A 25,317-nucleotide genomic window follows, 5' to 3' on the forward strand; every position below is an offset into this window, starting at 1 on the left:
AAAGGTTTGTGTTGAGTGTTTGTTAGTGTACATGAATACCGTCGTTTAAGTGAAATTACGAAGAATCAAGAAATCTGCATTTAACGCTAATGGATGAGCATAAGAGTACAATTTAAGCTAAGCCTGTGACGTTAAATTGTACAAGCAAATGATATAAAAGAAGTCACGCTACAAAGCTAGTTGCGAAGGTGCTTTACCGAACTGTTTTTTGAAAACGTATGAAAAATGGGACAGGTCTTCAAAGCCAACTTCCAGATAAACATCGCTTGGCCGCTGATGATGCTGGTGATCTGAAAATAGGCTTCGTCTAAACGTTTCTTTTTCAGCCAGCTTCCGGGTGTCATTCCGAAGGTCTTTTGAAAGTCACGTTTAAATGAGGACTCACTTCTTCCCGTCAGAAATGCAAAGCGCTGAATGCTGATATTGAATCGGAAATTCCTGTTCATGAATTCTTCCAGGTCGATTTTATCCGGTATTCCGAAATTGAAGAAAATATTGGCAAGATCCGGCTGAGATTTAAGTAAAATCAGCAGTAGTTCCTCCCTTTTAAGATCCGCAAAAGTTTCATCCAGCTTGAAGTTACCCAGGTAATAGGGCTCTAAAGACTGGATGTAGTGTTTCAATGAGTGGTTCTGTTTTACGAACAAAAAAGAATCCGAATAGTCCGACGGTTGGGCAACATAAGGATGCCGCTCCAAAAAACGCCTGAAAAACGGCTCGTCCAAAGCGATGATAATCTTTTCAAACTGGTCATCTTCTTTATACTTGGTATAATGGATCAAATGGTTTTTCCGGGCGACAAAGTAGTCGCCCGGAAAAACCGAGTAGCGTTTATTACCATCATACGCCTTGATAGAACCCTTCAACAGGAACATGAAAAAGTGCTCGGGTATGAAGTACTCCGGAGAAATTTCGGGGCCGAGGTAGCAGGAATATATTTTGTCGGTTTCCACTTTCCAGTAACAAATTTCAAGCAAAATTGATCACATTGGCCGGGTGTCTACACTTGCCAGGATCGCTTCTTCCTTGCTGCGCGGATGCCAGTTAAAGGTTTCAACCGCTTTTTTGTTCGACATTTTCGTGTAAGCTTCTGCGGCAGTTGGTTGCAGGTCGGCAATCAGAGAAGCGCTTTCAGGGCGCTGTTTTTTAATCAATTCTACTACATCATAAAAACTCACAGCTCCCTCCGACGTAGCCAGAAAACGTTGCCCGGCCGCATCGGGTAACAGCATCGCTTTGATATGGATATCGGCCACATCGCGAACATCCACGACGCCGAATGTGAAAGGCGGGTTTTCCGTGATCTTACCATCCAGTATTGCCTGGATTACCCCCTCAAAAGAAGCAGGATAAATGCCGCCAATGATCGGGCCAAAGATTCCAACCGGATTAATCACTGTCAGCTCCATACCTTCACCCTGATCTTTGATAAACTGCCAGGCAGCTTCTTCTGCGACGGTTTTGGATTTGATATAAGCTGGAATGGAGGCAGTTTTGTCTGTCCAGTCATTTTCGTCGAAAACATGGCCTTTGCGATCCACGCCATAACCGATCGCCGCAAAGGAGGAAGTAAGCACGACCCGTTTAACGCCGGCATCTCTGGCTGCTTTTAAGACCCGCAGGGATCCATCTCGCGCCGGGATAATTAGGTCATTCTCGTTTTCGGGTTCTGCCAGTGGAAAAGGGGAGGCAACGTGCAACACATAATCACAGCCTTCCACAGCCTGGTCCCAGCCTTCGTCGCTGGTAAGATCTGTTTTAAAAAAAGATAGTTGCGACAGATCGGTAATCCCGGTTTCTTTCAATGAGTCAATGACACTTTGCGTTTTGGATAATGTCCGGAGTGTGGTTTTAACGATATATCCTTGCTGCAAAAGTTGTAAAATGGAATGGATCCCTACAAATCCGGTCCCGCCGGTAACTAATACGGTTTGATTGTTCATAGTTTGATTCATTAGATTCTGATGCAAATTTGGTGCATTACAGCAGGCCCAGCTTTGTTGTGAAGTTCAAATTCACTTTGTTGTGACGATCAGATTAGGCGTAATTTCCAGGAACCGCTTCTTCTCGACTAGTCACACCTAGGCTTAAAATGTGTATCTAACCCCAGTCAACTGCTCTCCCAGCTGCCATAACTTGCTGGCTGCCCCCAGGTCTTTTGCCTGTTTGGGGATTGCGGCTGGACCGGGGAAACCTTTAAGCTTCATAAATCCTGCCGGTCCCCAGTAGCTGCCGTTTGTAGCGGAAGTATCTGTCGCTGCAAGCAGGGAGGACAAAGCGGCTTTGTCGGCAGATTGAGAAAGCAGTGGCGTAATGATCCTGGCCATCAAAAAACCGCTGGAACGTTGCAAATTAGTGGGAGAGCCGCCCGGATGCACTGCAATAGAAATGGTGTCAAACCGGGAAGCTTCCAACTTTCGGGCCAATTCTAATGCAAAAACCAGGTTGGCCAGCTTCGCCTGGCTGTAAGCGTCGTAGGTTCTGTATTTCTTATGCTCGCTCATGATATCGTCCAGATCAAGCTTGCCATAATTGGCACCCAAACTTGAAAGTGAGACGATCCGGGAACCTGGCGTGGCTTGCAAGAGTGGTAACAGTAAACCTGTCAAAGCATAATGCCCCAAATAATTGGTGCCGATCTGCATTTCAAAACCTTGTTTTGTTTTGGAGTACGGCGTGGCCATCACCCCGGCATTGTTAATGAGCACATCCAGCCTCTCATGCGTTTGCACAACCATTTCCGCGCATCTCCTGACCGAATCCAGATCAGCCAGGTCAAGGGTAACCAGCGTAATCCGGACATCCGGCACCAAGCGTGTCATCCGCTCTTTTGCTTCATTTCCTTTTTTCTGATCACGGCAGGCCATGATTACAGCGCTCCCTTTTGGGCTAATGCTAAACTGGTTTCAAATCCAATCCCGGAGTTTGCTCCGGTAACAAGCATAGTCTTCCCGGACAGATCCGGGATATTATCTGTAGTCCACTTCTCCATGAAAATTTTGATTATAGGTCAGCTTTAACTGACGGGGATGTGCTTAATTAAAACTTGCCCGGAATTCCAGGGGTGTCCGGTTTGTTTTGTTTTTAAATAACTTGTTGAAAGACTGAGGCCGCTCGAAACCTAGTTCATAGGCTATCTCGGCAACGGAAAGGGTTGTAGTTGAAAGCTTTTCCTTAGCCTTTTCGATAACTACTTCCTGAATGTGCTGCTGGGCGCTCTGACCCGTTAACGTACGCAGCATATCACTCATGTATCTGGGCGAAATGTTCAGTTGAGATGCAATATCTTCCAGGGACGGCAAACCTCTGTCTATTGCAATTTGAGAATCGAAATATCGGTTTACAATCTTCTCGAACTGAATTAATAGGGCGTTGCTGGCTTTTTTCCGGGTGATAAATTGTCTTTGGTAAAACCGGTCGCAGTATTGCAGCATCAGCTCAATCTGTGTCAAAATGATGTTCTGCGTATGGGCGTCGATGAATTGATATTCGCTTTCAATTTTTGTATATATCTCGGCGACGGTCTGTTCTTCCTTATCTGAAAGATGCAGCGCCTCATTGAATTCGTATGAAAAGTAGCCATAGCTTTTGATGGTGGTGCCCAATATGTGCCCGTATAAAAAATCGGGATGGAACAAAAGCATCCAGCCACTGCCACAATCCTGGATCAGCGAGTTTAAATCATCAAGCTCGACGGCCTGCACCTGTTTGGGAGAAGAAAAACTCATGACCCCTTTGTCAAAATCATAGTACTGCTGCCCGTATTTCACTTTGACTTTCACATCATGCTTAATGGAAACGGAGTAAAAATTGGCTGCGAATTTGGCCCAGACATTGCTATCTAACGGTTTTACATCCTTGACATTGATCACACTCACCAGCGGGTGTAGCGGGGCCGGGAGCGAAAGCAAACGGTGAAATTCGGAAATGGATTCTATAAGCTGCATGGCTACAAATTTATCCGATAAATGATTGTTTGATCTCCCGCATGGTTGCCAGCTGTCCAATTTCCTTGCGCCTGTCGTAAAGTGCTATGGCGTCATTTCCCGCTACGTATTTCAATTGGTCTGTGCCGTCGGTAGCAGCCTGGAAAACCGTTTCAGCAATGAATTCAGGCGTAGACGCCGACTGCATAGACTTCTCAAAAGATCCGAACATGCTTTCTGTCAAATCCGCATAATGGGGTAGCGTGTTGTATTCCAGAGAACGGCTGGCAAAGTCGGTGTAAATGCCGCCAGGAGCCACAGTCTTGATGGCGATATTCAATGTTTTCAGCTCGTACCACATACTTTCTGACCAGCCTTCCAGGGCAAATTTAGTAGCATGATAAATGGATGAAATCGGGAATGCTACCGAGCCGCCGATGGATGTCGTCGTGATGAAGGTCCCGTTTCCTTCTGCCCTGAAAGCAGGTATAAAAGCTTGGGTGACACGGATCACGCCAAGTAAATTCGTATTGACTTCTTTCACAATCTGCTCGTCTGTCAATGCTTCAAGCGGCCCCATTAACCCATATCCTGCATTATTAAAAACCACGTCAATATCGCCCAAGGCAAGCGCTTTGCCGACGGTTTCTGTGATTTGCAGCGGATCCGTCACATCCAGGGGCAGCAGTGTAATATTGTCGAGCTGGTTCAACTCTGTTTCTGACGCCGGGTTCCGCATGGTTGCGATGACCTTCCAGCCTTTGCTTTGAAATAATCTGGCAGTGGCTTTTCCTAATCCTGATGAAGCCCCGGTAATGAAAATTGTTTTTTTCATGATCTAGTCTGATTAATTTGATAATGCAAAGTTGGGCTGCAAAAAACTTGAAGATGTTTCCAGATCGAGGAAGGTTGTTTCCAAATTGACGAACAAGGAATATTGATCATCAGAAAAAACCCTACAAGCGTAAGGTAGCTGCTTTACAATGGACTATTGAGATGCAGAACAAAACATTGTTGACATTATAAGCAAAGTTACTCCCAAAAAATCGATGTATTTTTGATCTTTATCTACATCAAAAACATGGCAGAACAGCAGCAAAATAGATTTGCTAAAATCGTCTGGACCGTCACTGAGGACAATTTCTTCAAAGACGAGATTATCCTTGAATTTCACTCCTTCGTCCGGATTATTTCCGGGGAAATGAGGGTAGTCCAGGCGGATAACTCCTACACATTCGGCGCTGGTGATACGCTGCTTTTTCCGCGTAACCACCTGTCGGCCGTCATCAAGCGGCCCAAGGACGGAAGGCCCTATAAAGCCGTTGTGCTCGGGCTGACGACCGATCGATTGAAAGAGTTTTACACCACAAACAAAATCCAGAATGTTCATGCGATTCACTATGGAACCAAGAAATTCAACCAACATCCATTGTTGGACGGTTTCTTTGCATCTTTAATGTCAATTTTTGAACTAGAAGATGAATTGCCGGAGAACATCGCCTCGCTGAAATTTCAGGAAGCCGTCTCCATTTTGCGCGCGCTCGACAAAACTGTGGACGGTCTGTTGGCTGACTTTTCCCAACCCGGGAAGATTAACCTGGTAGATTTTATGGAGAAACATTATATGTTCAATATGCCGATGGAAAAGTTCGGTTACCTGACCGGGCGCAGTCTGTCAACCTTTCACCGGGATTTCAAAAAGGTTTTTTATACATCGCCACAAAAATGGCTTACTAAAAAGCGTCTGGATCTTGCCTATTATCAGCTGACTGAAAAAAATAGAAAACCGGTTGACGTGTACCTCGAAGCAGGGTTTGAAAATTTGTCCCACTTTTCATTTGCCTTTAAAAAGCAGTTTGGATATGCGCCAACCAGTCTGATCTAAATGTTCAATGAAGCACTGTAATGGGAAAAAGCATGTTCATTACCGGCCCGCATGGCCGCTACTACATTCTCCGAATAAGGCCCAAGCAGTTCTAACCGCTCAATTTTCCAATCTACTTGGTATTTGGAGGATAGTGGTTTGATCAGCTCTAAGTGGCTGAGAAAAGCTGCTTCATCGGCATAACCTTCAATGATCAGGCATTCGAAGGTTTCAAGGTCATAATAGCATTCATGTAAAAGCACCGCCTCCGGTCCCTCTTTTGCTACAATGATTTTGGTTGCAGACACCATTTGCTTGAAGGTTTCCCAGTCATTGGGATTGACCGAAGCCTTTGCATGGAGCCTAACGATGGATTGATTAGACATGACAAGTTGGATTATGGTACCACAATGATTTTCCCCACTGTATTTTTTGACTGGATGAGCGCGTGGGCTTTGTACATCTCTTCTAATGGAAAAACGTGCGAAATATGCGTTTTGACCTCGCCCGACGATAGCAGCCGTGCTACATATTCCATGTTCTCTTCATAGTTTTCATTTGGAGTTACATTTACCCGCAGCACTTTTACATTCTTTTCCCTAAGCGCTCTTTCGATAAATTCCGGTTCGGGATATACGATCAGGCTGAGCAGCGTCCCCCCCGGCTTTAATGCTTTAAAAGAACGTTCAACATGTTTGTCATCTTCGGTCCATACCGTATCGTGTACGATATCCGCGTCGGTGACAAGCTCTTCAAAAACCTGCGTTTTGTAATCGATGAATTCATCGGCTCCAAGCCCTAATACAAAATCGCGGTTTTCTTCCGAAGAAACGCCTATCACATACGCGCCGAAATGCTTGGCAAACTGCACAGCATAATGCCCGACGCCCCCGGAAGCTCCGTGGATAATGACCTTATCGCCTTTTTTTACCTTCCCAATGTTTACCAAAGATTGCCAGGCCGTCATTGCAGCCATCGTGGCGCCGGCGGCAGCTTCAAAGCTTACGTTGGCTGGCTTTATGACGAGCTCTTTTTCAGGCGCGGCCACATATTCCGCATAAGCATTGGCCTGACCAATGAATTTGAAATTTCCAAACACTTGGTCGCCTGCTTTGAATTTTGTTACATTCTTTCCGGTTTCAGTCACAATACCGGCCACGTCCCAGCCCAGGATAATGTGCTCCTCCGTACCGGTAGTCTGATAAATGATGTCCAGATAGGGCTTAGTTCTGCGGCAGTAGGCATCAACCGGATTGACACTGATCGCTTTTACTTGCACCAATACCTCGTTTTCTGATATTGTGGGAATCGGTACTTCTGCCAGGACCAAATTTTCTGGTTCACCCACTTCTTTCAAAATAATTGCTTTCATATTCAAAATTGTTTATGAAGCAAAATTATGGGGTGTAGGTGCTCTCAGTTTTGTTTAGAATGTCAAAATGGCTTTGTTCAAAATGTCACTATAATTAAATAGTGCATTTGGATTTGCATGCGTCGTAATTGAATCAGATTAATACAGCTTCCTTTACTGAAAGACAAAATCCTTCTATGAGCCATAATAGAAGTTGAGTAATAGATAGGATCTATAATTTTAATCGCAAGAATTATCCGGTGGTTTTTTATCTTAATACCAGAAATTTACAAGTTATTATTCTGTTCAAAATGAATGAGTTATAAGTGTTTTAATTTATTAAATGTGTGTGTATGACGGGTTTAAATGTAATTTTAATCGCACCACTTTTTAAAGGTACTATTACTATCTACTTTCAAATGATTGAATCAAAAACGAAGTGAAAATCAGAACAAACAGGATACATAAACAAGAAAGCTGCCCATCTTTTAAATGCGCAGCTTTCCTGATTGTCATACATTTTAGCTTCTTACCTGGTAACCAGCATTTTGATCACTTCCGTAGCGGTATCCGACTGTATTTTCAGCATGTAAATACCTGTACTGAGTGTTAAGCCGGAAATATCTACTTCTGCTTTTTTTCTCGCTCCGGTATTTTCAGCTTTGCGTAATGAATAGCTTTTTCCAGCTGGATTAATCATCTCAAAAGAAATAGAACCTGCATGCTGCATGGAAAGTGAAACCGTAAACTGATCTTTTACTGGATTAGGGAAAATGACAGATTCTTGCTCAGATTGCGCATTTTCTGCAATCTCTTCCTGATTAAACCGAGCCGCACTATTGCTTACAGATGCAGGCTGAATAACCAGTTGAGGAGCATTAACGCTGTTTTCTTTGCTGTTAAAAACAAGCCGGTTATTTCGGCTGTTTGGGTCTGCCAAAAGCAAAGTCAAAAGATCGTTGCCGAATTCCTGTTGAGCTTTTACGTAGCTGGTCACATCAATCTCGTAATACTTGTATTGATTGTTTACAGCCACATAGCCAAGCGAAGGAGTGGAGGCGACAGGCGCATTATTTTTGACAATTTCGTTTTCGGCCCAATTATCATCATCTACGCCATATGCATGCAGGTAAGTATCTTTGTTGCTTTCATGGTTATGTCCGTAGATCTGCAGTTTAGCAGATCCAATAGCAAATGTTAGCGGCAGCTTAAAACGGATGTATGCTGAACGTTTTGTGGATGCATCACCACCAGCTACATTCTTGATATCCAGCTCAGGCAAGTCTCCGTAGTTAGCCGCGCTGAAACCTCCTTCACGCACATAAGAATCAGCCACTACTTTGTAGGTCTGGCTTGTGGTAATGACTTCAATGGCAGATATTCTTGGCAAATCGGCAGCGCCGCTTGTAAAATCAATGTTCAGCATGCCATCTGTAACGGTAACCGGAATCGTTTTTTGATAGGCACGCATCGCTCCGCCTGCCGCGGCAAAGATGTCAAAGTTGGTAAGCTTGCGGCTATTTTCCATGGTGACGTTAAACTGTCTTTTCCCAGCACCGCCTGCACCTTTTCCTGGCACACCATACCAGATTTCGGCAAAGTGCAGAATCACATTCACCTTGCCATTAGGAACCGGAATGTTGTAGCTGAACGATGGCGAGCAGCGCCCCGTGCGATAGAGTTCATCATTGGTCGTATTCAAAATGTCTCCGCTTGCAACCGAGCTCGTGCGGTCAATCCCGGCATAATACTGATCGGCATTGAACAGCGTTTGGGCAGCGGAAGTGAAAGCCTGTCCGCCTGCATTAATCCGGACTGTATTGGCAGTAGTAGATCGCTGATATTTGAAGAGCTCTGTGCCGTACATGCCATTATCAGCTGAAATCAGAAGCGTGTTGTTTAAGGTTGCGAGTTCGTAAAACTGCGTAGAGCCGTTCGGGTTCATGTCGTAAGCCAGGCTGGTGGTTTCAGCGGTGCCATTTGTTTTCCAGAGTTCAACTCCTTTTGCTTGATCCAGGGTTGTAAAATATAGCGTTTTACCGATTGTTGCCATATGTTCGATTGATGCTCCGTATTCCAGCGAGCTTATATTTTCTATTGCCCTGGTGCCTTCAACGGTACCGTCGCTTTTCCATAATTGCTTTTCTAGATGAGGGGCAAAGTAGAACAGGCCGTTTGCAGCTGTGAAGTTGTGTGTATAAGTATCAGTATGCACTTTTGTTACGGGAAAAGTGCCCTTGTCCGTACCATCGGTTCTCCATACTACCTCACCGAGATTATCATCAAATGCATTCGTGTCAACTTCTATAAAAAATACCAGATCGTTTACTGCTGTGAGCCTGGAAAAATAGACATGTTCAGTAGAAAACTGTTTGATAACTGCTGTTCCATTCGTAGTTCCGTCACTTTTAACCAGAATGTAACTATCCCTTGGTTCAGTAGCTTTTTGGGATACAATGTAATACACAAAGTTGCCTGCCACTGCAATGGTTTCGTACAGAATGTTGCCTTCGTATACACTGTTGTTCCGGCTAACAGCCACATCTTTTACCAACACTGTCCCCTGGGCAGTTCCGTCACTTTTCCAAAGGTCCAGGCTGTTGATGCCGTCGTATGCGATGAAGTACAGCTGCCCGTTCAAGGTAACAGGTGAAAAATTACTGGTTTGAGGAAAGGTTTTGACCAGCTGTGTTCCGGCCGAACTGCCGTCACTTTTCCAAAGCTGCATGTTGCCGCTGTAACTATACAATCCAAAAAACAGTGTGCCGTTTACATTAATCAGCCCTTTTATCCCATAATTTCTAAAATCCCTGACCTTAATGGTAGTGGCCGCAGTTCCGCCCGTTTTCCATAAGCTATACAACTGTGAGGGACCGACGGTAACAAAAAATGCAGTCCCGTTTACGTCGGTGATTTGCTCGGGATTGGAGCTGCTTGCCCCATTTTGTAGGTCACTGACCAGCACGCTACCTGCTGTACTGCCATCGGTTTTCCACAACTCGCGGCCATGAATTCCGTCATCGGCAGAAAAGTAGGCCACATCGTTAACTTGGGTAAAGCCAAGTGGTACGGATTGAGGTTTGGCATTATTCGTAACCTGGCCCGAAACATTAATGTCTTTGACAAGCGTACCTTCCTGTGCTAAAAGCAGCTGCGTACTTATCAGGATTAAGACTAAATACAGTACAATTCTGTTCATGGTTTGTTGATTAATAATTGAGTTAATTGTTCAGGTCTCATGTAAGATAAATAGGTTTTTTGTTAAAAGGTGTTCTGATTTTTATTGATTTAAATCCGGTATGATACTTTTATAAATTATGATAGCGGCTGCAAGGATTGAATAAATTAAAGTTGTTAAAATATCCAGTACTAAACCTGATTATGCTTTCGAAGTCCAGGCTTGTTGATCGTAAAGGGTTACCGTTTAGTACCGTGTTGCTTCTGTACTTTTACGCATTTCCCCTTTTGCATTGACACTTGTAAATCATAAGTCTTGATCAAAACCGTAAGGGTTCTGGTGTATTTGATCCGTAAAGAAGCAATCCGTCCACCTGTAAAAATGAATGGCTTGCTTCTTTATATTGCATTTTACTTCTTACATTTCACTTATTCTGTAATAAGCATCTTGACCACTTCTGTGAATGCATCCGACTTGATTTGCAGCAGGTAAATGCCTGTGCTCAGTGTTAAGCCGGAAATATTTACTTCTGCTTTTTCTCCCGCACTGGCGCTTTTATTTGCCGGCACTGCATAACTTTTTCCCGACTGGCTGATGAGTTCAAAAGAGATCTGGCCGGCATGCTGCATGGAAAGCGAAACTGTAAACTTGTCCTTGACAGGATTGGGGTAAATAGCGGATTCCTGCTTTTCTTGTACTTCTGTTTCAGTTAAAAGCTCCTGCTGGCTAAGCCGTGTATTACTTATTACAACAGGCGGAGTTTGAACGATCAGCTGAGGCGGGTAGGAGCTGTTCTCTTTGCTGTTAAAGACGACTCTGGTGTTGCGGTTATTCGGATCTGCCAACAGCAGGCTTACCAGCGTTTCGCTCGCTTGCTGCTGCGCTTTTACGTAATTGGTCACATCTATTTCATGATACTTATATTCACTATTGACAGCAACATATCCCAGCGAAGGTGTGGATGCAGCAGGAGCATTACTACTGGCAATGCCGTTTTCAGTCCAAAGGTCGTCATCCACGCCGTAAGCATGAACGGAAATATCCTGGCTGTTTTCATGATTATGGCCGTAAATACGCAGTTTAGCAGAAGTGATGGCAGCTTGCGGCAACTGAAAACGCAGGTATGATGAGCGTTTTGATGAAAGGTCGGCTGCGTTGCTTTTTACATCCAGATTTGGAGCAAAGCCAAGGTTTGTAGCATTGTAGCTACCATTGCGTACATAGGCATCAGCAAGAGGTTGCAGTGTGGAACTGGTTCTAATCACTTCAATGGCGGATATGCGTGGCAGATCGGCTGCGCCACTTGTGAAGTCAATGTTGAGCACACCGTCTGTAACGGTGACCGGAATGGATTTCTGAACAGCGCGCATCGCTCCACCGGCAGCAGAGAAGATGTCAAAGTTGGTCAGCTTGCGGCTGTTTTCCATGGTGACATTGAACTGTCTTTCTCCTGCTTCCTTAAACCATATTTCAGCAAAGTGCAGGATCACATTTACCTTGCCATTGTCAACCGGAATGTTGTAGCTGAAAGAGGGTGAGCAGCGCCCTGAACGGTAAAGTACATCATCAGCGGTATTAAGAATATCACCAGTGGCTACTGTGCTGGTGCGGTCAATGCCTTGATAGTACTGATCTGCACTGAACTTTCTTTCACCGAAGGCGGTAAAAGCCGCTCCGCCTGCATTGATACGGATTGAAGTTTTATCAAGTGGCTCAGGAGCTAGCTTGACAATCCAGAAATCAGTTCCTCCACGTCCATCTTCTGATTTTTCGTACCCCTTTGGACTGTAAGAAACACCGCCGAGGATAATGCCGCCGTCCATCGTTACTGCTATCGATCTGAGTTCATCATTACTAGGCCCTCCAATAGTCTTGTCCCAGATCTTCTTGCCATTGGCAGCTATTTTAACAACCCAGTAATCATTTCTAGCAAGGTAAAATTGTTCCACTGGTATTTCCGGGTTCCTTGAAGGTTCTGTTTTGTCCCTTCCTTCACGGCCGTATGAACTTCCACCCAGTAAAAATCCGCCGTCACTAGTCTTGGAAACGGACCATAGTCTACTTGAATTATTGATTGGATCAGTAATTAATCCTGCACTAATGGTATTGTCCCATAATTTGTTGCCATTGGCATCCACTTTTACAATCCAGTAATCAGAAAAAGGGTAACTGGCCTCACTTTTATCACCTCCAATGTCAGAAATTGACCATCCTGACAGGAGATAGCCGCCATCGTTGGTCTGAAGTACAGACCTCAGTTCGTCATAATCTGCCCCTCCATAGTTCTTCTCCCATTGTACCACGCCATTCTGGTTTAACTTGGCCAGATAGTAGTCTCCCTGATCGGGTTGCTCAGAGCCTTGAGAGCCACCCACGATATAACCTCCATCTGATGTGAGCTCAATAGTTGTATTAGTACTGTTGAAATCATAATCCTGAGGTCTTCTAAGTACAGTATCCCATTGTACTTTCCCCGACGAAGACAGCTTTACAATCCAGTGGTCAAAAAGATATGAATTAAAAGGGGCTTTTGTCTTGTCATTGCCAATGGGTGACCTGGACACACCTGCCAGAATATAACCACCATCTGTTGTTGGTTTCAGCGATTGAAGAAATTCACGCTTTGGGCCTCCAATCGTTTTGTCCCATTCAACGGTACCACTGGCACTAAGCTTAATGATCCAGTAATCATACATTTCCTCGTAGTCGGTGCCATAGGGAGGCTGGCTTTTAATTGGACCTACTCCGGAAGTGGATGTTGCACCAACAATATATCCGCCATCCGGCGTAAGTTCAATATAACCGTTGGAATCACCCCGATCACCACCTAGGGTCAGATCCCATTGTTTGGTTCCATCGGCTGCCATTTTTACAATCCAGATATCTTCATAACCTCCATAACTTGCCTGGCTTTTGTCACCGCTTTGGGCGGATTTAGAATCACCAATTGCAATGTACCCACCGTCCGGAGTTTGCCGGATAGATGAAAGATTATCATCCTGTGCACCTCCAAATGTTTTATCCCACTGAAAAGCAGGCTGGGCCATTAGATTTGAAGACGAGAGAGAAAAGAGAACTGTTGATAGCAAAAATGCATATAATACGGTTTGAAGCCTGTAAGTATGGCTATCATATTTAAAGGATTGAAGCCATGAAAATGTTATCTGGACATAGCTGGCCATGTAGCGGAAAGCAGGTTGTAAAAATGGTTGCATTAAGGTTAGCTGGAATGTAGAGTTGAATTAAATAGGATCTTCTTTTTGTAAGCTGTAATATATCAAGATTTGTACTGAATTTAATACAAAGTTACTTACTGAATAAATTACTACATGCTGAATTTTGGCGGCAAATAGGATAGAAAAATGATTGTACAAATTTTCTGCATTGTTCAGAGGAGCTTATTAAAATGCAGTAATAAGCAGTAGAGCTATTAAGATTGCCAAGATTTTGCCAGCAAGTAATAATAAAGCTTTTCTTTCTTGTAGTTCAAGCTTTGTTTTTGATATAGATATAATAGAATGGTTTTTAGGAGAGCTTCAGCTAAAAAGCTAAGCTATAAACAAAATCTATATAAAATGATTGTCAAAAAATTCGGTGGTATAATCGTAAAATTTAGTATTTACTTCAAAATGATATAATATTTTAATATTCAGGTAATTGTAAGTTAAAATTTACACTTACATTGATTTTGACCTGGTTTAATCGTAATTGTAAATCTGCACCCTTAAAGATTTTGATTTAGGTCGACCATTAATAAGCACCTGAGAAATTAAGGATGCTACTTTTACAAAATAAGCCCATTTTCTTCTAATGAATAGAGTTAACAACACTTGCTATTACTGACTTTAAGAATTATCTATAATCTATCAGATGCTCACAGGCCTTGATTTTTGTTATCTTCTGCCCGGATGATTAATCCTCTGAAGAGATCCAGGCAGTAAAGAGTAGTATATTTAAGTTTATATACTATAAATTATTTGTCATAACAGAAATCAATCAGGAAAACCTACAATCATGTCAACAACTCTACCTACAAGCTGCCGCTTGCCGGCAATTGCCCTTGGGCAGTTACTCTTACAAACTAAAAGTTCAACTGATAATAACAGCTTTAACAAGAAAACCTATTCTTGGATTAAACCTGTGCTGGCACTGTTACTTCTTTTCTTTTTCAAGGATAGCCTTACAGCCCAGCCTGCTATTCAATGGGACAAAACGATTGGAACAGAAAATATTGAAGTATTAGTCACTATGCAACAAACTACTGATGACGGATATATATTAGGAGGAACAATAAATTATAACACTGGTGGAACTGATTATTATGTTGTAAAACTAAGGCCGGATCGTAGCAAAGAATGGGAGAAAATCTTAGGTACAAATGGTGAAGATTATTTTACGACCGTTTTACAGACACCAGATGGCGGTTATTTAGTTGGTGGTTATACAGCTGGTTCAGGAAAGGATAAATCACAGGAAAGTAATGGCGGATTTGATTACTGGATTATAAAGCTGGCAGCAAATGGAGCAAAACAGTGGGATAGATCCATCGGTGGAACTGGGTACGAGCGTTTACTCTCAGTTATCAATACCCCGGATGGAAGCTACCAATTAGGTGGACTTTCTCCTTCTGGCATATGGCTGGTAAATGTAACAGCTGAAGGTAATGTAAAGTCAGAAGTAAACCTTGGCAAATACGATAATATCTCAGTTACTACCTTACAGCCGACCAATGACGGTGGATATATCCTTGGCGGCAATACATTAGATCCAAATGAGCCCGTAAGAATAGTGGATTACAGGGCAATCAAGATTAAATCTAATGGCACGGTAGCATGGGACAAGACTTTTGGAGGTAGTAATGATGATCAGTTAAAGCGTGTTATACAAACCAATGATGGAGGTTATATGTTGGCGGGTTCTTCATTTTCTGTTAAAAGCGGGGACAGGTCCGAAGATTCAAAAGGGCATTATGATTACTGGATTGTCAAGCTTGACAAAAACGGTTCAAAGCAGTGGGACAAATCTTTGGGAGGGTCGGATTCTGATGCTTTGAACAGTATCGTGCAACTGGCAGATGGAAGCTATATGGTAGGTGGCACGTCCTTTTCACCTAAAAGTGGTGATAAGACCGAAAATTATATAGGCAATGGAAGTCCTGATGAACGGGAGGATTTCTGGATTCTTAAACTGTCAGAGGATGGAAAGGTAATATGGGACAAAACAATCGGAGGCGGTTATATCGATCAGCTTAAATACATTCAGCAGACCAGTGACAAGGGCTTTATTTTAGGTGGGGTCTCGGCATCAGACGCTGGATTTGATAAATCAGAGACAGGTGGCTATTATGATTTCTGGATTGTCAAACTAGCTGCTGAAGTACCACAGAAAACACTCTCGCTGTCCTCACAGTCACTTTCATTTACCTATAAGCCAGGCAGTGAAACGCCTGCGCAGGTTGTCACACTCTCTGCCAGTTCAGGCACACCGGAACTAACAATTGATAAATCAGAAAAAAGTCAATGGCTTACAATCCCGGAGCCTTCTCCCGGACCTTTATCTTTCAGCATTGATGGCAGTGGCCTGGCGGCGGGTACTTATAACACTACGGTTGCTTTGTTTGCACCGGGTTACGACCGGGTAGTTCTGCCGGTAAAGCTTTTGGTGGTCAGTGAAGCAGCTGCGAATACGTATTTGCGTATCAATGCCGGTGGAGATGCTTATGCAGCATCAAACGGCAGGCAGTTCAAGGCGGATCAGTACTATGCCGGCATTGACCGCACCAGCTCGGTTGCAACAGGCGATATTCTCAACACCACTGATGATGTGCTTTACCGTACAGGCCGCTGCTCGCCATCATTCAGCTACAAGATCCCTGTTGCCAATGGCAAGGTAAATGTAGTGCTGCACTTTGCCGAGGTCTGGTTTAAGCAGGCCGGTAAAAGAAAGTTTCATGTCAATATCGAAGGCAGCCGCAAGCTGACTGACTATGATATCTATGCCCGTGCAGGCGGAAGCATGCGTGCAGTACAGCAGACAATCCAGGTAACTGTCACAGACGGCATGCTAAACATCGACTTTTTGACCGGATCCGCAGATCTGCCACGAGTTTCGGCCATTGAAGTATTGGTAAACAGTATAACCATAAAGCCAATTGAGGATACCTATGTACAAAGCGGCAGTTACCGATTCACCAATTTTGGTTCAAAACCTAACCTGGATGTGAAAAATGTAAGTGGAAGTCCGGATGCAATACGTTCATCTTATTTGAAATTCTCACTGGCTAGCGCCGGACAGGTCGGTACTGCCAAGCTGCGCTTGTATGGCTACAATTATGAGAATGCCAAAAAGATTTATATGCATGCTTATGGCATCGATGATGACCGTTGGACAGAAAAGTATATGAATTATTCATCAACTCCATTTGCATCATCACCTGTTCTAAGCTCGGTAGGAGTAACCAATGTGGCCAAATACTATGAACTGGATGTAACCGGTTATGTAAAGGCGCAGCAGCAAGCCGGTGATGTGCTGGTCAGTTTTCTTTTAAGTGATGACAATGCCCGTAATAGCAGACTAACTTTTAACAGCAGGGAAAATGCAGTCAACCCCCCGCAGCTTGTCATACAGACCGTTGAGGAAGCAAGTGCTGCGGCCAGAACAGGTCAGCAGGAAATGATAACTACTATGCAATCAGAGTCTGAGCCATCAACCGTATTTCCTAACCCGGCCACAAAGCGATTTACAGTAGAGCTGTCGAGCAAGCATAGTGAAAATATTGATCTTGACCTTACCAGCCAAAATGGCCAAAGCTACAAAATACAAATGCCAGAGAAAGTAAAAGCAGGCCAAAAGGTGGAAGTTGATATTACCAATTATTTACTAAGTACAGGAGTTTACATGCTAAAAATCAAATCAGAAGCTGTAACAGAAGTAATTATAATGCTAATTGCGGAGTGATTCTGAAAAGCATTAATTAATAGAGCAATTTTTTTAAGAGCCGTCCTTTTAAGCAAAGGGCGGCTTTTTATGATGATCTGTACTTTAAACCTGTCGATGCTTACCTGCCTTGGTTTCTTTTGCCTTCTGGCTCAATAATGAATACTGAGCATTGCAGAAGAGATCCATGTAGTAAATAGTGCTATATTTCAGGTTATAGATTACAAAGTATTTCTCGTAACAAAAAATCCATTCTAAGAAACCTACAATCATGTCAACAACTCTACTTACAAGCTGCCGCTTGCCGGCAAATGCCCCTGGGCAGTTACTCTTACAAACTAAAAGTTTTACTGATAATATCAGCTCTAACAAACAAATCTATTCTTGGATTAAACCTGTGCTGGTACTTTTACTGCTTTTTATTTTCAAGGATAGCCTTACAGCTCAGCCCGGTATCCAGTGGGACAGGACAATCGAATCGGACCTAAAACCGGGCAGTAACAGCAATATATTCGGCACTATGCAACAAACTAGTGATGGAGGCTACATTTTAGGTGGCACTACGCCGGGTCTTAATTCCCGGCGTAATTTATACATTGTAAAGCTCAGGCCAGATGGCAGCAAAGAATGGGATAAAATTTTAGCCACGACTCCTGATAACAGTCATGATGATTATTATACGACTGTTCTACAAACACCAGATGAAGGTTATTTAGTGGGAGGTTACACGGCTGGTACAGGAACGGATAAATCGCAGGAAAGCAATGGTGGTACGGATTACTGGATTATAAAGCTGGCCGCAAACGGGACAAAGCAGTGGGACAAAACCATTGGCGGAACTGGGTATGAAAGATTGCTTTCAATTAATACTACCGCTGATGGAGGTTATCAGTTAAGTGGTCAATCTCCTTTCTATTCTTCCACTCCGGATTTAGAAATTGTAAATATCACCTCAGAAGGTAATGTAAAATCGAAGTTAGCACTTGACAAGTACACGAATATAGATGTATCTATTTTAAAGCAAACAAATGATGGGGGGTATATAGTTGGTGGTAATACTATATTGCCAGAATATGATTACAGAATAATCAAGTTAACAGCTCTTGGCAAAACAGAGTGGGATAAAACATATGGAGGAAGTAGTACTGACAGTTTTAAAAGTGTGATACAAACCAGTGATGGGGGATATCTATTGGCAGGTTCTTCTTTATCTGGTAAAAGCAGGGACAAGTCCGAAGATTCCAGAGGGAGTTATGATTACTGGATTATCAAGGTCGACAAAAACGGGACAAAGCAGTGGGATAAGACTTTAGGAGGATCAGACTCTGATGGCGTAAGCAGTATTGTGCAACTGGCTGATGGAAGCTATCTAGTAGGTGGAGGGTCCTATTCACCTAAAAGCATTGATAAAACCGAAGATTATAAAGTTGAAGGAGGGACTGAGTATGGTTCAGATTTCTGGATCATCAAACTCTCACCGGATGGTAAGGCTGTATGGGACAGAACAATTGGAGCCACGTTTAATGAATCACTAAAATATGTCCAGCAGACCAGCGACAAGGGCTTTGTTTTAGGTGGACAATCAGATTCACCTGCAGGTTTTGATAAAACTGAAACCGGTTATTCCAGGTATGACCGTTATAGTTACTGGATTGTAAAGCTGGATGCAGAACAATCCCAGAAAGTACTCACAGCATCTACTCCCTCGCTTTTATTTACGTATAAATCCGGCAGTATGATCCCGGCACAGGAGATTACACTTTCTGCCGGCACAAGCAAACAAAACCTTACCTTTTTCAAACCTGAGGATAGTGACTGGCTGAAACTCCCGCAGGCTACAACGACCGGTCCATTATCTTTCAGCATTGATGCCACGGGTTTGGCTGAGGGTACTTATAGCACGCTTGTTACCATTACCGCACCAGGTTACACCAGGGTACAGATTCCGGTAAAGCTTTTGATAGTCAGCGAAGAAGCTGCTAACACATACCTGCGCATCAATGCAGGTGGAGATGCTTATGCCGCATCAAACGGTAAGCAGTTTAAAGAAGATCTGTATTATGCCGGCACCGACCGCACCAGCTCGGTTGCCACAGGTGATATCTTTAATACTATGGACGATGCGCTTTACCGCACAGGCCGCTGCTCGCCATCGTTCAGTTACAATATTCCTGTCGCCAATGGCAAGGTGAATGTCGTGCTGCACTTTGCCGAGATCTGGTTTAAGGAAGCGGGTAAAAGAAAGTTTCATGTCAATATCGAAGGCAGCCGCAAGCTGACCGATTATGATATCTATGCCCGTGCAGGCGGAACGATGCGGGCAGTAAAGCAGACAATTCCGGTGACCGTAACAGACGGCATGCTGAACATAGACTTTTTGACCGGATCAGCAGACCAGCCACGAGTTTCGGCCATAGAAGTACAGGTAAACAGTGTCAGCTTGAAGCCCATTGAAGATTCCTATGTACGGAGTGGCAGTTACCAATATAATAATTTTGGGAAGGAGACCAATCTGGATGTAAAAAATGTAGATGGAAGCCCGGATGCAAAACGTATGTCCTATCTAAGGTTTACACTGGCTAGCGTAGGGCAGGTGGGCTCTGCTAAATTGCGTTTGTATGGCTACAATTATGAAAACGCCCGGGAAGTATTCTTGCATGCTTATGGTACGGAAGAAGGCTATGATGTTCCTATGTGGGTCGAATCGCTTCTCAGGTATGCTTTTGCACCTGCTGCTTCAACGCCTTTGTTAAGCTCGGTTGGCGTCACCAATGTGGCCAAGTACTATGAGCTGGATGTAACCGGTTATGTAAAGGCCAAACAGCAGGCAGGTGACTTACTGATTAACTTTCTTCTAAGAGACGACAATGCCCGTAACAGCAGGCTAACTTTTAACAGCAGGGAAAATCCAGTCAACCCGCCGCAGCTCGTCATACAGACCGTAGAGCAGGCAAGTGCTGCGGCCAGAACAGGACAGCAGGAAATTACTGCCAATTTGGAGAAAGAGCCGGGGCAATCAACTGTATTCCCCAACCCGGCCACACAGCATTTTAACGTAGAGCTTTCCGGCAAGCATAGTGAAAATATTGATCTTAACCTGGTAAACCAAAATGGCCAAAGCTACAAAATACAGCTACCAGAGAAAGCAAGGGCTGGGCAGAAGGTAGAAGTAGATATTTCAAAGCATGTTCTAAGCACCGGAGTTTACATGCTCATGATCAAGTCGGAAGCTGTGACAGAAGTAATTAAAATGCTAATCACGGAATGATCCTGAGAAGTGGTTAAAAGAATTATTAATCATCATAAGTGCAAAAGCCGTTCTGTGAAAATAGGACGGCTTTAACGTTTTTAGCACAGGTATTAAAAAATTAATCTGATATTATAAAAATTCCAAGTTTTAGCAAAGCAAGTGTCTTGTAATAAAGGCTGCTACTAAATTGTACTATCAAGCATTCAGGCAATCATTAAATCTTTTATTTGTAAAATCTTTATGCTGGATCTCTCCAGATTATTGAGATACTATAATTTTCTTTAAAATACCGTTTAAGCAAAGGCAATTGTAAAAATAATACAATAATCTTCTGTAATATAGGTCATTATGAAAACAGTTGAGGATTGAATTATTACCGTTAAATAAGAATATGAAAATTGCATGCATTAAAGCCTACTTAAACTTGCGAATGAGTAGTTAACTAATGGTTAATTAATTACATTTATAACCGGTTACAAAAATTAGATTTCATATCTTTTCATGCTTGATGAGATCAAGGTTCTGTAAGGATTAGCTGGCTCAGCAAATAGGATTAAACTATTTTCATCCAGTTTTATAGTACTAACTCTATTATTACGTATGCTTTTTTGGATGCGGTTAATAGGCATATGGCTGTTTGCTAATGCTTGACTACTTAACACGGACTGTTAAGCGTGTGGTTTGACGCGCATCAGGAGTCATCAAGGGAATATTTGTATCAGAAGTAAAGGTTCATTTTTTCATTCATAAAGATCTATCCTGGACTAAAAAGCAGGAGATCCTATTATTTAAACTAATAATTTCAATCACTCCAATGACAAAGAGATTCAAGAATGCGGTCGACGCATTAATGTATGCGTTCTTTAATGAAACGCTGGCCAAGGGAACATGCAGTGCCTGCGCAGTAGGTACGATGGTTGCATGGGGGGCAGGGGTAAAGGTAGGAAAGTGCCTGGAGCCAGTTTATATCTCTGATTTAGTAACCAATGATCTGTGGGGAATGGCCTTTTCCACAACAGATGGTATTCAGAGCAGGGACTATAAAAAAGAGAAAGAATGGTTTGTGAAAATATGCATCAAGGAAACCGGGTATTCGGCGGATGAGTTGGCCAGAATCGAGTATGTCTTCGACACCAACACAGAAATTCACTACAAGAATTATTCGGGTCACACCAAACAGGAGATTATGGAAGACCAGTACAAGGGACTGAGCGCGGTAATGGATGTGCTTTGTGAAATAGAGATGATACAAGACCCAGCTAGCTACAAGAAACTATTTGTAGTTTAGTAAATACGTATATCTGTTAGCGTTGTGGAATTAATTCGTTTGAGTTCAATTCAAATAGTTTTGCGAATGGCATTGTTAGACAAAATGGACTAAGTACAAATTAGGTGAAGATGGCGTTTGAAAATCTTATCATAAAATTTACTTGAATCAGAATAAATAAATGCCCGGGAGCTTCCCGGGCATTTTGAATTTTCAAACTATTCTGTAATCAGCACCTTCAATACCTCGGAGGTCTTACTCGATTGTACTTTTAGTAAATAAATACCTTTGCTCAGTGACAAACCGGAAACATCCGCTTCGGCTTTGCTGCCGGCATGCAGTTCCTCATTTGTTTTGACCGGATAGCTCCGGCCAGCCGCATTGATCAGCTGTAATGAAATGTTATCCTGATGCTGGTTCCCGATCTGAACAGTGAAATGTTTTTGTACCGGATTGGGGTAAATGGTGGAAGCAGTCAGTTCGTTTTCAGTCTTGTTGTCAGTTTTAGTGAGTACCGGTGTATGGGCTATTCTGGCGGTTGGAGTTATGGGGCCTGAGGTTATAATGATCAGCTCGGGTGGGTTTACCGCATTTTCCCTGCTGTTGAAAGTTGCCCTTTTGTTAGTCTCGCCTCGGTCTGCCAGCATGAGCGTCAGCATTTTGTCCTGAGCCAGCTGCGCTTTTGCATATTCAGTAATATCAACCTCAAAAAACCGTGGCCTGTGCTTTTGGTCATTAATGTCAAAAGATCCCAGAAAGGTGGAGAAGCCCGTTGGCGCATTGCTTGCCGTAATGCCGGTTTCCGACCAGCTGTCATTGTCAATGCCTGTGAGCCCGACCCGGATCAGGTTGGTGCCTTCATAGTTCCTGCCGTAAATGCGAAGCTTGGCGCTTGTGATTTCGCTCAGACTGGCCAGGGAGAACTTGATGTAAGCCGCACGTGCGAGTTCAGCCTTTGTAGTTGCTTTCAGGTCAATGGTTTGTTCCAGGCCGTAGTTAGTCTGCGAATTGTTTCCATGTCGTACATAGGCGTCTGCAACGGGTCCTATCGAAAACTCTGTCAATGGGCTGATTACTTCCACTTCAATGGCTGCCACCTTGGCAAGATCAGCGTCCGCATAGTCGAAGTCCAGATCGAGAAAACCGTCGGTGACCTTTACTTCAAAACTTTCAGTTACTGCCCTGAGCGGTCCGCCTGCTTTTTGGATGATACTGTAAAAATTGAGTTTGGATGCACGCTCTGCTGCAACATCAAAGAGCCTGCTGGAAACGTTACCGGGTTTGCCGGGGTAAACGCCCCAGAATACCTCTGCAAAATGAAGGGTGACTTTATAAATTCCGGATTGTACCGGAATCCGGTAGCTAAAATAGCGATCGCAGCGGCTTGAACGGTACAGTTCGTCATCCTGCGTATTTACAATATCGATATCCTTGACCGTGCTGGTGCGCGTATTGCCGACAAAGAAAGTATCCGCCATAAATACCCGTCCGTCAGCAGTCGTGAAATCCTTTCCGCCCGCATTGATCCGGATAGCAGGAAAATTAGCCGGTTCTACTACCCTCACCGTGATGAGTTCCTCATCATAAAGGTTTGGGGATCCGGCGACACCAACCCGGATTGTAAGTTGATAGGAACCTGTTTCCCAAGGTGCAGTCCAGTTGAAAGCACCCGTGACAGCATCTATGACGGCACCAGCAGGCGCATTCAAAACTGAAAATGTCGTGGTTTGTCCAAATCCTGTCGTTGCGGTAGCTGTAAACCTGAGCGTTCCGCCTGGCAGCAATACTTTGTCACCTACGGGACTGAGTACCGGTGGCATGGAAACTTCATTTACATTCAGGTTGATTTTCAGCAATGCCCTGGCATAGCCGGGAGCCGTTGCGGCAACTACCGAACTATACTGACCCGACGCAATGCCTGAAGTAGTAACGGTGAACGGCAATGTGTCCAGTGCAGGCAAAGGCAAATCCAGCCAATCGGCAGCAGATTTACGAAATGTAACTTCTGGCGAGCCTGTATTAGCAGAAAGGATGGCATTTCGGGTAGAATCAGTTGGGATACTTGAAAGTGCAAAATCCAGTGAATCGGTAGAAAAAGCAAGCTTTTTGTCGTTTGATTCAGCAAGCAACTTCACAGTCCAGACACCTTGCCCAACTTCGGTCTTATCACCGCCTATGTTATTACTATATGAATTTCCGGTTGTTAGATACCCGCCATCAGAAGTAGTAAAAACACCAGCTAACGTGCTGACTGAACGAGGACTGCCTCCAATGTTTTTATCCCATAATTTGGTCCCGTTGGCATCTATTTTAATAATCCAGTTATCATCCAGGTCTCTTGTTGGATCTGCCTTGGTGTCACCGAGGTCGGAATAATATACCATGCCGATCAGAAATCCGCCATCAGGTGTTGGCTGAATGGATTGAATCAGATCAGGGTCGTTTCCGCCATAGCTCTTGTCCCATTGCTTTTCTCCTTCTGAATTGATTTTAACGATCCATAAATCGTAATAGCCGAAACCGGGAGCCGATTTGTATTCACCTGCATCGGACCAGGAGTCACCGGCAAGCAAATACCCGTTGTCTTCTGTTTGAACAATAATAGGATTGCTGTCGAATCCATTGCCGCCATAGGTTTTGTCCCATTGTTTGATGCCGCTGGCTGAAAGTTTTACAATCCAGTAATCATACGAACCCTTGGAACCTGCTGTCTTATTTCCACTGATTTCTGAATCGGAATTGCAACCTATGATAAAACTTCCATCCGGTACCTGTATTATAGATGAAACATCGTCCCTCAAGGATCCGCCCAGGGTTTTGTCCCATTGCTTGTTTCCGTTTGCATCAAGTTTAATCAACCAGCAATCGGATTCTCCAAACGAATTTTCGGTTTTAATGCCATTGGCAGGAGAAGTTGACAAACCGCCAACGAGATATCCTCCGTCATAAGTCTGTATTGCTGTTCCCAGATTGTCAGAGCCTGTTCCGCCATACGTTTTGTCCCATTGTTTGGTTCCGTCTGCGGTAATCTTGATAATCCAGTAATCAGTACTAATGGAATAGGCCGAATCTGACTTATCGCCACCGGCATCAGAATCGGACTGGCCTCCGATCAGGTATCCGCCATCGGATGTCTGGATAACAGACTTTAATTCGTCGTCTTTATTTCCACCATATGTTTTTTCCCATTCTTTGTTTCCTTTACGATCCAGTTTAAGTATAAAGTATTTAGAACCCGCATTACCACCGGCTGCTAATCCGATCATCACCCCGCCATCCGTCGTTTGACATGCTACTGTGGGATAAGGTCCAAAACCGGGCGTAAGTGTTTGCAGCTTATCCCATTCCACCGCAGGCTGCGCAAGCAGTTTTCCGGTCAAGAATGGGACTAAGATCAAAATCATACACCATTTCAGGTAATTGGGAAAAGTCCTTTGTAGAAAATTTCCTGGTAAATTCATTTTTAAGGATAAATGTAAAAGCATAAATTGCAGCAGTTAAGGGTTAAAAAGAACGGGTTAACTTCAATCAGAATAAATAAAAAT

14 protein-coding genes and 1 pseudogene are annotated in these 25,317 nt (G+C 43.6%); 4 read left to right on the forward strand and 11 right to left on the reverse strand.

Going from position 1 to position 25,317, the window contains the following annotated elements; translation table 11 throughout:
- Positions 1-168: 168 nt before the first annotated feature.
- From FEM33_RS26915 to FEM33_RS20315, 6 genes and pseudogenes are all read right to left on the reverse strand, one after another.
- Entirely contained in the window at positions 169-330 is a 162-nt protein-coding gene (locus tag FEM33_RS26915; protein ID WP_310588831.1) for an AraC family transcriptional regulator, read from the reverse strand.
- A 44-nt stretch (positions 331-374) separates the two neighbouring features.
- A pseudogene (locus tag FEM33_RS26920) lies at positions 375-875 on the reverse strand (AraC family transcriptional regulator); the annotation flags it as partial.
- Between the two features lie 108 nt (positions 876-983).
- The gene (locus FEM33_RS20300; protein WP_139013820.1) at positions 984-1,943 is read right to left on the reverse strand and encodes an SDR family oxidoreductase; all 960 of its coding nucleotides are present in this window, start codon (positions 1,941-1,943) and stop codon (positions 984-986) included.
- A gap of 144 nt (positions 1,944-2,087) precedes the next feature.
- Positions 2,088-2,894 carry an oxidoreductase gene (locus tag FEM33_RS20305; protein WP_262712001.1) on the reverse strand — a complete coding sequence of 269 codons (807 nt, stop codon included), beginning with the start codon at positions 2,892-2,894 and terminating at the stop codon, positions 2,088-2,090.
- 141 nt (positions 2,895-3,035) lie between these two features.
- Entirely contained in the window at positions 3,036-3,947 is a 912-nt protein-coding gene (locus FEM33_RS20310; protein ID WP_139013821.1) for a helix-turn-helix domain-containing protein, read from the reverse strand.
- A gap of 10 nt (positions 3,948-3,957) precedes the next feature.
- Positions 3,958-4,761, reverse strand: a complete 804-nt coding sequence (locus FEM33_RS20315) for an SDR family oxidoreductase (RefSeq protein WP_139013822.1) — start codon at positions 4,759-4,761, stop codon at positions 3,958-3,960.
- Between the two features lie 222 nt (positions 4,762-4,983).
- On the opposite strand from FEM33_RS20315, the gene FEM33_RS20320 reads away from it, so the two are divergent.
- Positions 4,984-5,811, forward strand: coding sequence for an AraC family transcriptional regulator (locus tag FEM33_RS20320; protein WP_229214324.1), 828 nt, complete (start codon positions 4,984-4,986; stop codon positions 5,809-5,811).
- Here the strand turns inward: FEM33_RS20320 and FEM33_RS20325 are convergent.
- The 4 genes from FEM33_RS20325 to FEM33_RS20340 all read right to left on the reverse strand — a co-directional run bounded on the left by FEM33_RS20325 (position 5,808) and on the right by FEM33_RS20340 (position 13,366).
- Positions 5,808-6,176, reverse strand: coding sequence for a hypothetical protein (locus tag FEM33_RS20325; RefSeq protein WP_139013823.1), 369 nt, complete (start codon positions 6,174-6,176; stop codon positions 5,808-5,810). The genes FEM33_RS20320 and FEM33_RS20325 overlap by 4 nt on opposite strands.
- A gap of 11 nt (positions 6,177-6,187) precedes the next feature.
- The gene (locus tag FEM33_RS20330) at positions 6,188-7,162 is read right to left on the reverse strand and encodes an NADP-dependent oxidoreductase (RefSeq protein WP_139013824.1); all 975 of its coding nucleotides are present in this window, start codon (positions 7,160-7,162) and stop codon (positions 6,188-6,190) included.
- 508 nt (positions 7,163-7,670) lie between these two features.
- A complete protein-coding gene (locus FEM33_RS20335; protein ID WP_139013825.1) occupies positions 7,671-10,340 on the reverse strand; it encodes an ELWxxDGT repeat protein in 2,670 nt (889 codons plus the stop codon).
- A gap of 407 nt (positions 10,341-10,747) precedes the next feature.
- The gene (locus FEM33_RS20340) at positions 10,748-13,366 is read right to left on the reverse strand and encodes a CBM96 family carbohydrate-binding protein (protein ID WP_161597201.1); all 2,619 of its coding nucleotides are present in this window, start codon (positions 13,364-13,366) and stop codon (positions 10,748-10,750) included.
- Positions 13,367-14,333: 967 nt separating this feature from the next.
- Between FEM33_RS20340 and FEM33_RS20345 the strand changes: the two genes are divergently transcribed.
- From FEM33_RS20345 to FEM33_RS20355, 3 genes are all read left to right on the forward strand, one after another.
- Positions 14,334-17,276, forward strand: a complete 2,943-nt coding sequence (locus FEM33_RS20345; RefSeq protein WP_139013827.1) for a CBM96 family carbohydrate-binding protein — start codon at positions 14,334-14,336, stop codon at positions 17,274-17,276.
- 250 nt (positions 17,277-17,526) lie between these two features.
- Entirely contained in the window at positions 17,527-20,523 is a 2,997-nt protein-coding gene (locus tag FEM33_RS20350; RefSeq protein WP_139013828.1) for a CBM96 family carbohydrate-binding protein, read from the forward strand.
- A gap of 796 nt (positions 20,524-21,319) precedes the next feature.
- Complete coding sequence (locus FEM33_RS20355; protein WP_139013829.1) at positions 21,320-21,793, forward strand: hypothetical protein; 474 nt, start codon at positions 21,320-21,322, stop codon at positions 21,791-21,793.
- 197 nt (positions 21,794-21,990) lie between these two features.
- On the opposite strand, the gene FEM33_RS20360 is transcribed toward FEM33_RS20355, so the two are convergent.
- Positions 21,991-25,176, reverse strand: coding sequence for a CBM96 family carbohydrate-binding protein (locus FEM33_RS20360; RefSeq protein WP_161597202.1), 3,186 nt, complete (start codon positions 25,174-25,176; stop codon positions 21,991-21,993).
- Between the last annotated feature and the right edge of the window lie 141 nt (positions 25,177-25,317).

Source organism: Dyadobacter flavalbus (genome assembly GCF_006149045.1).
Lineage (GTDB): Bacteria > Bacteroidota > Bacteroidia > Cytophagales > Spirosomataceae > Dyadobacter > Dyadobacter flavalbus.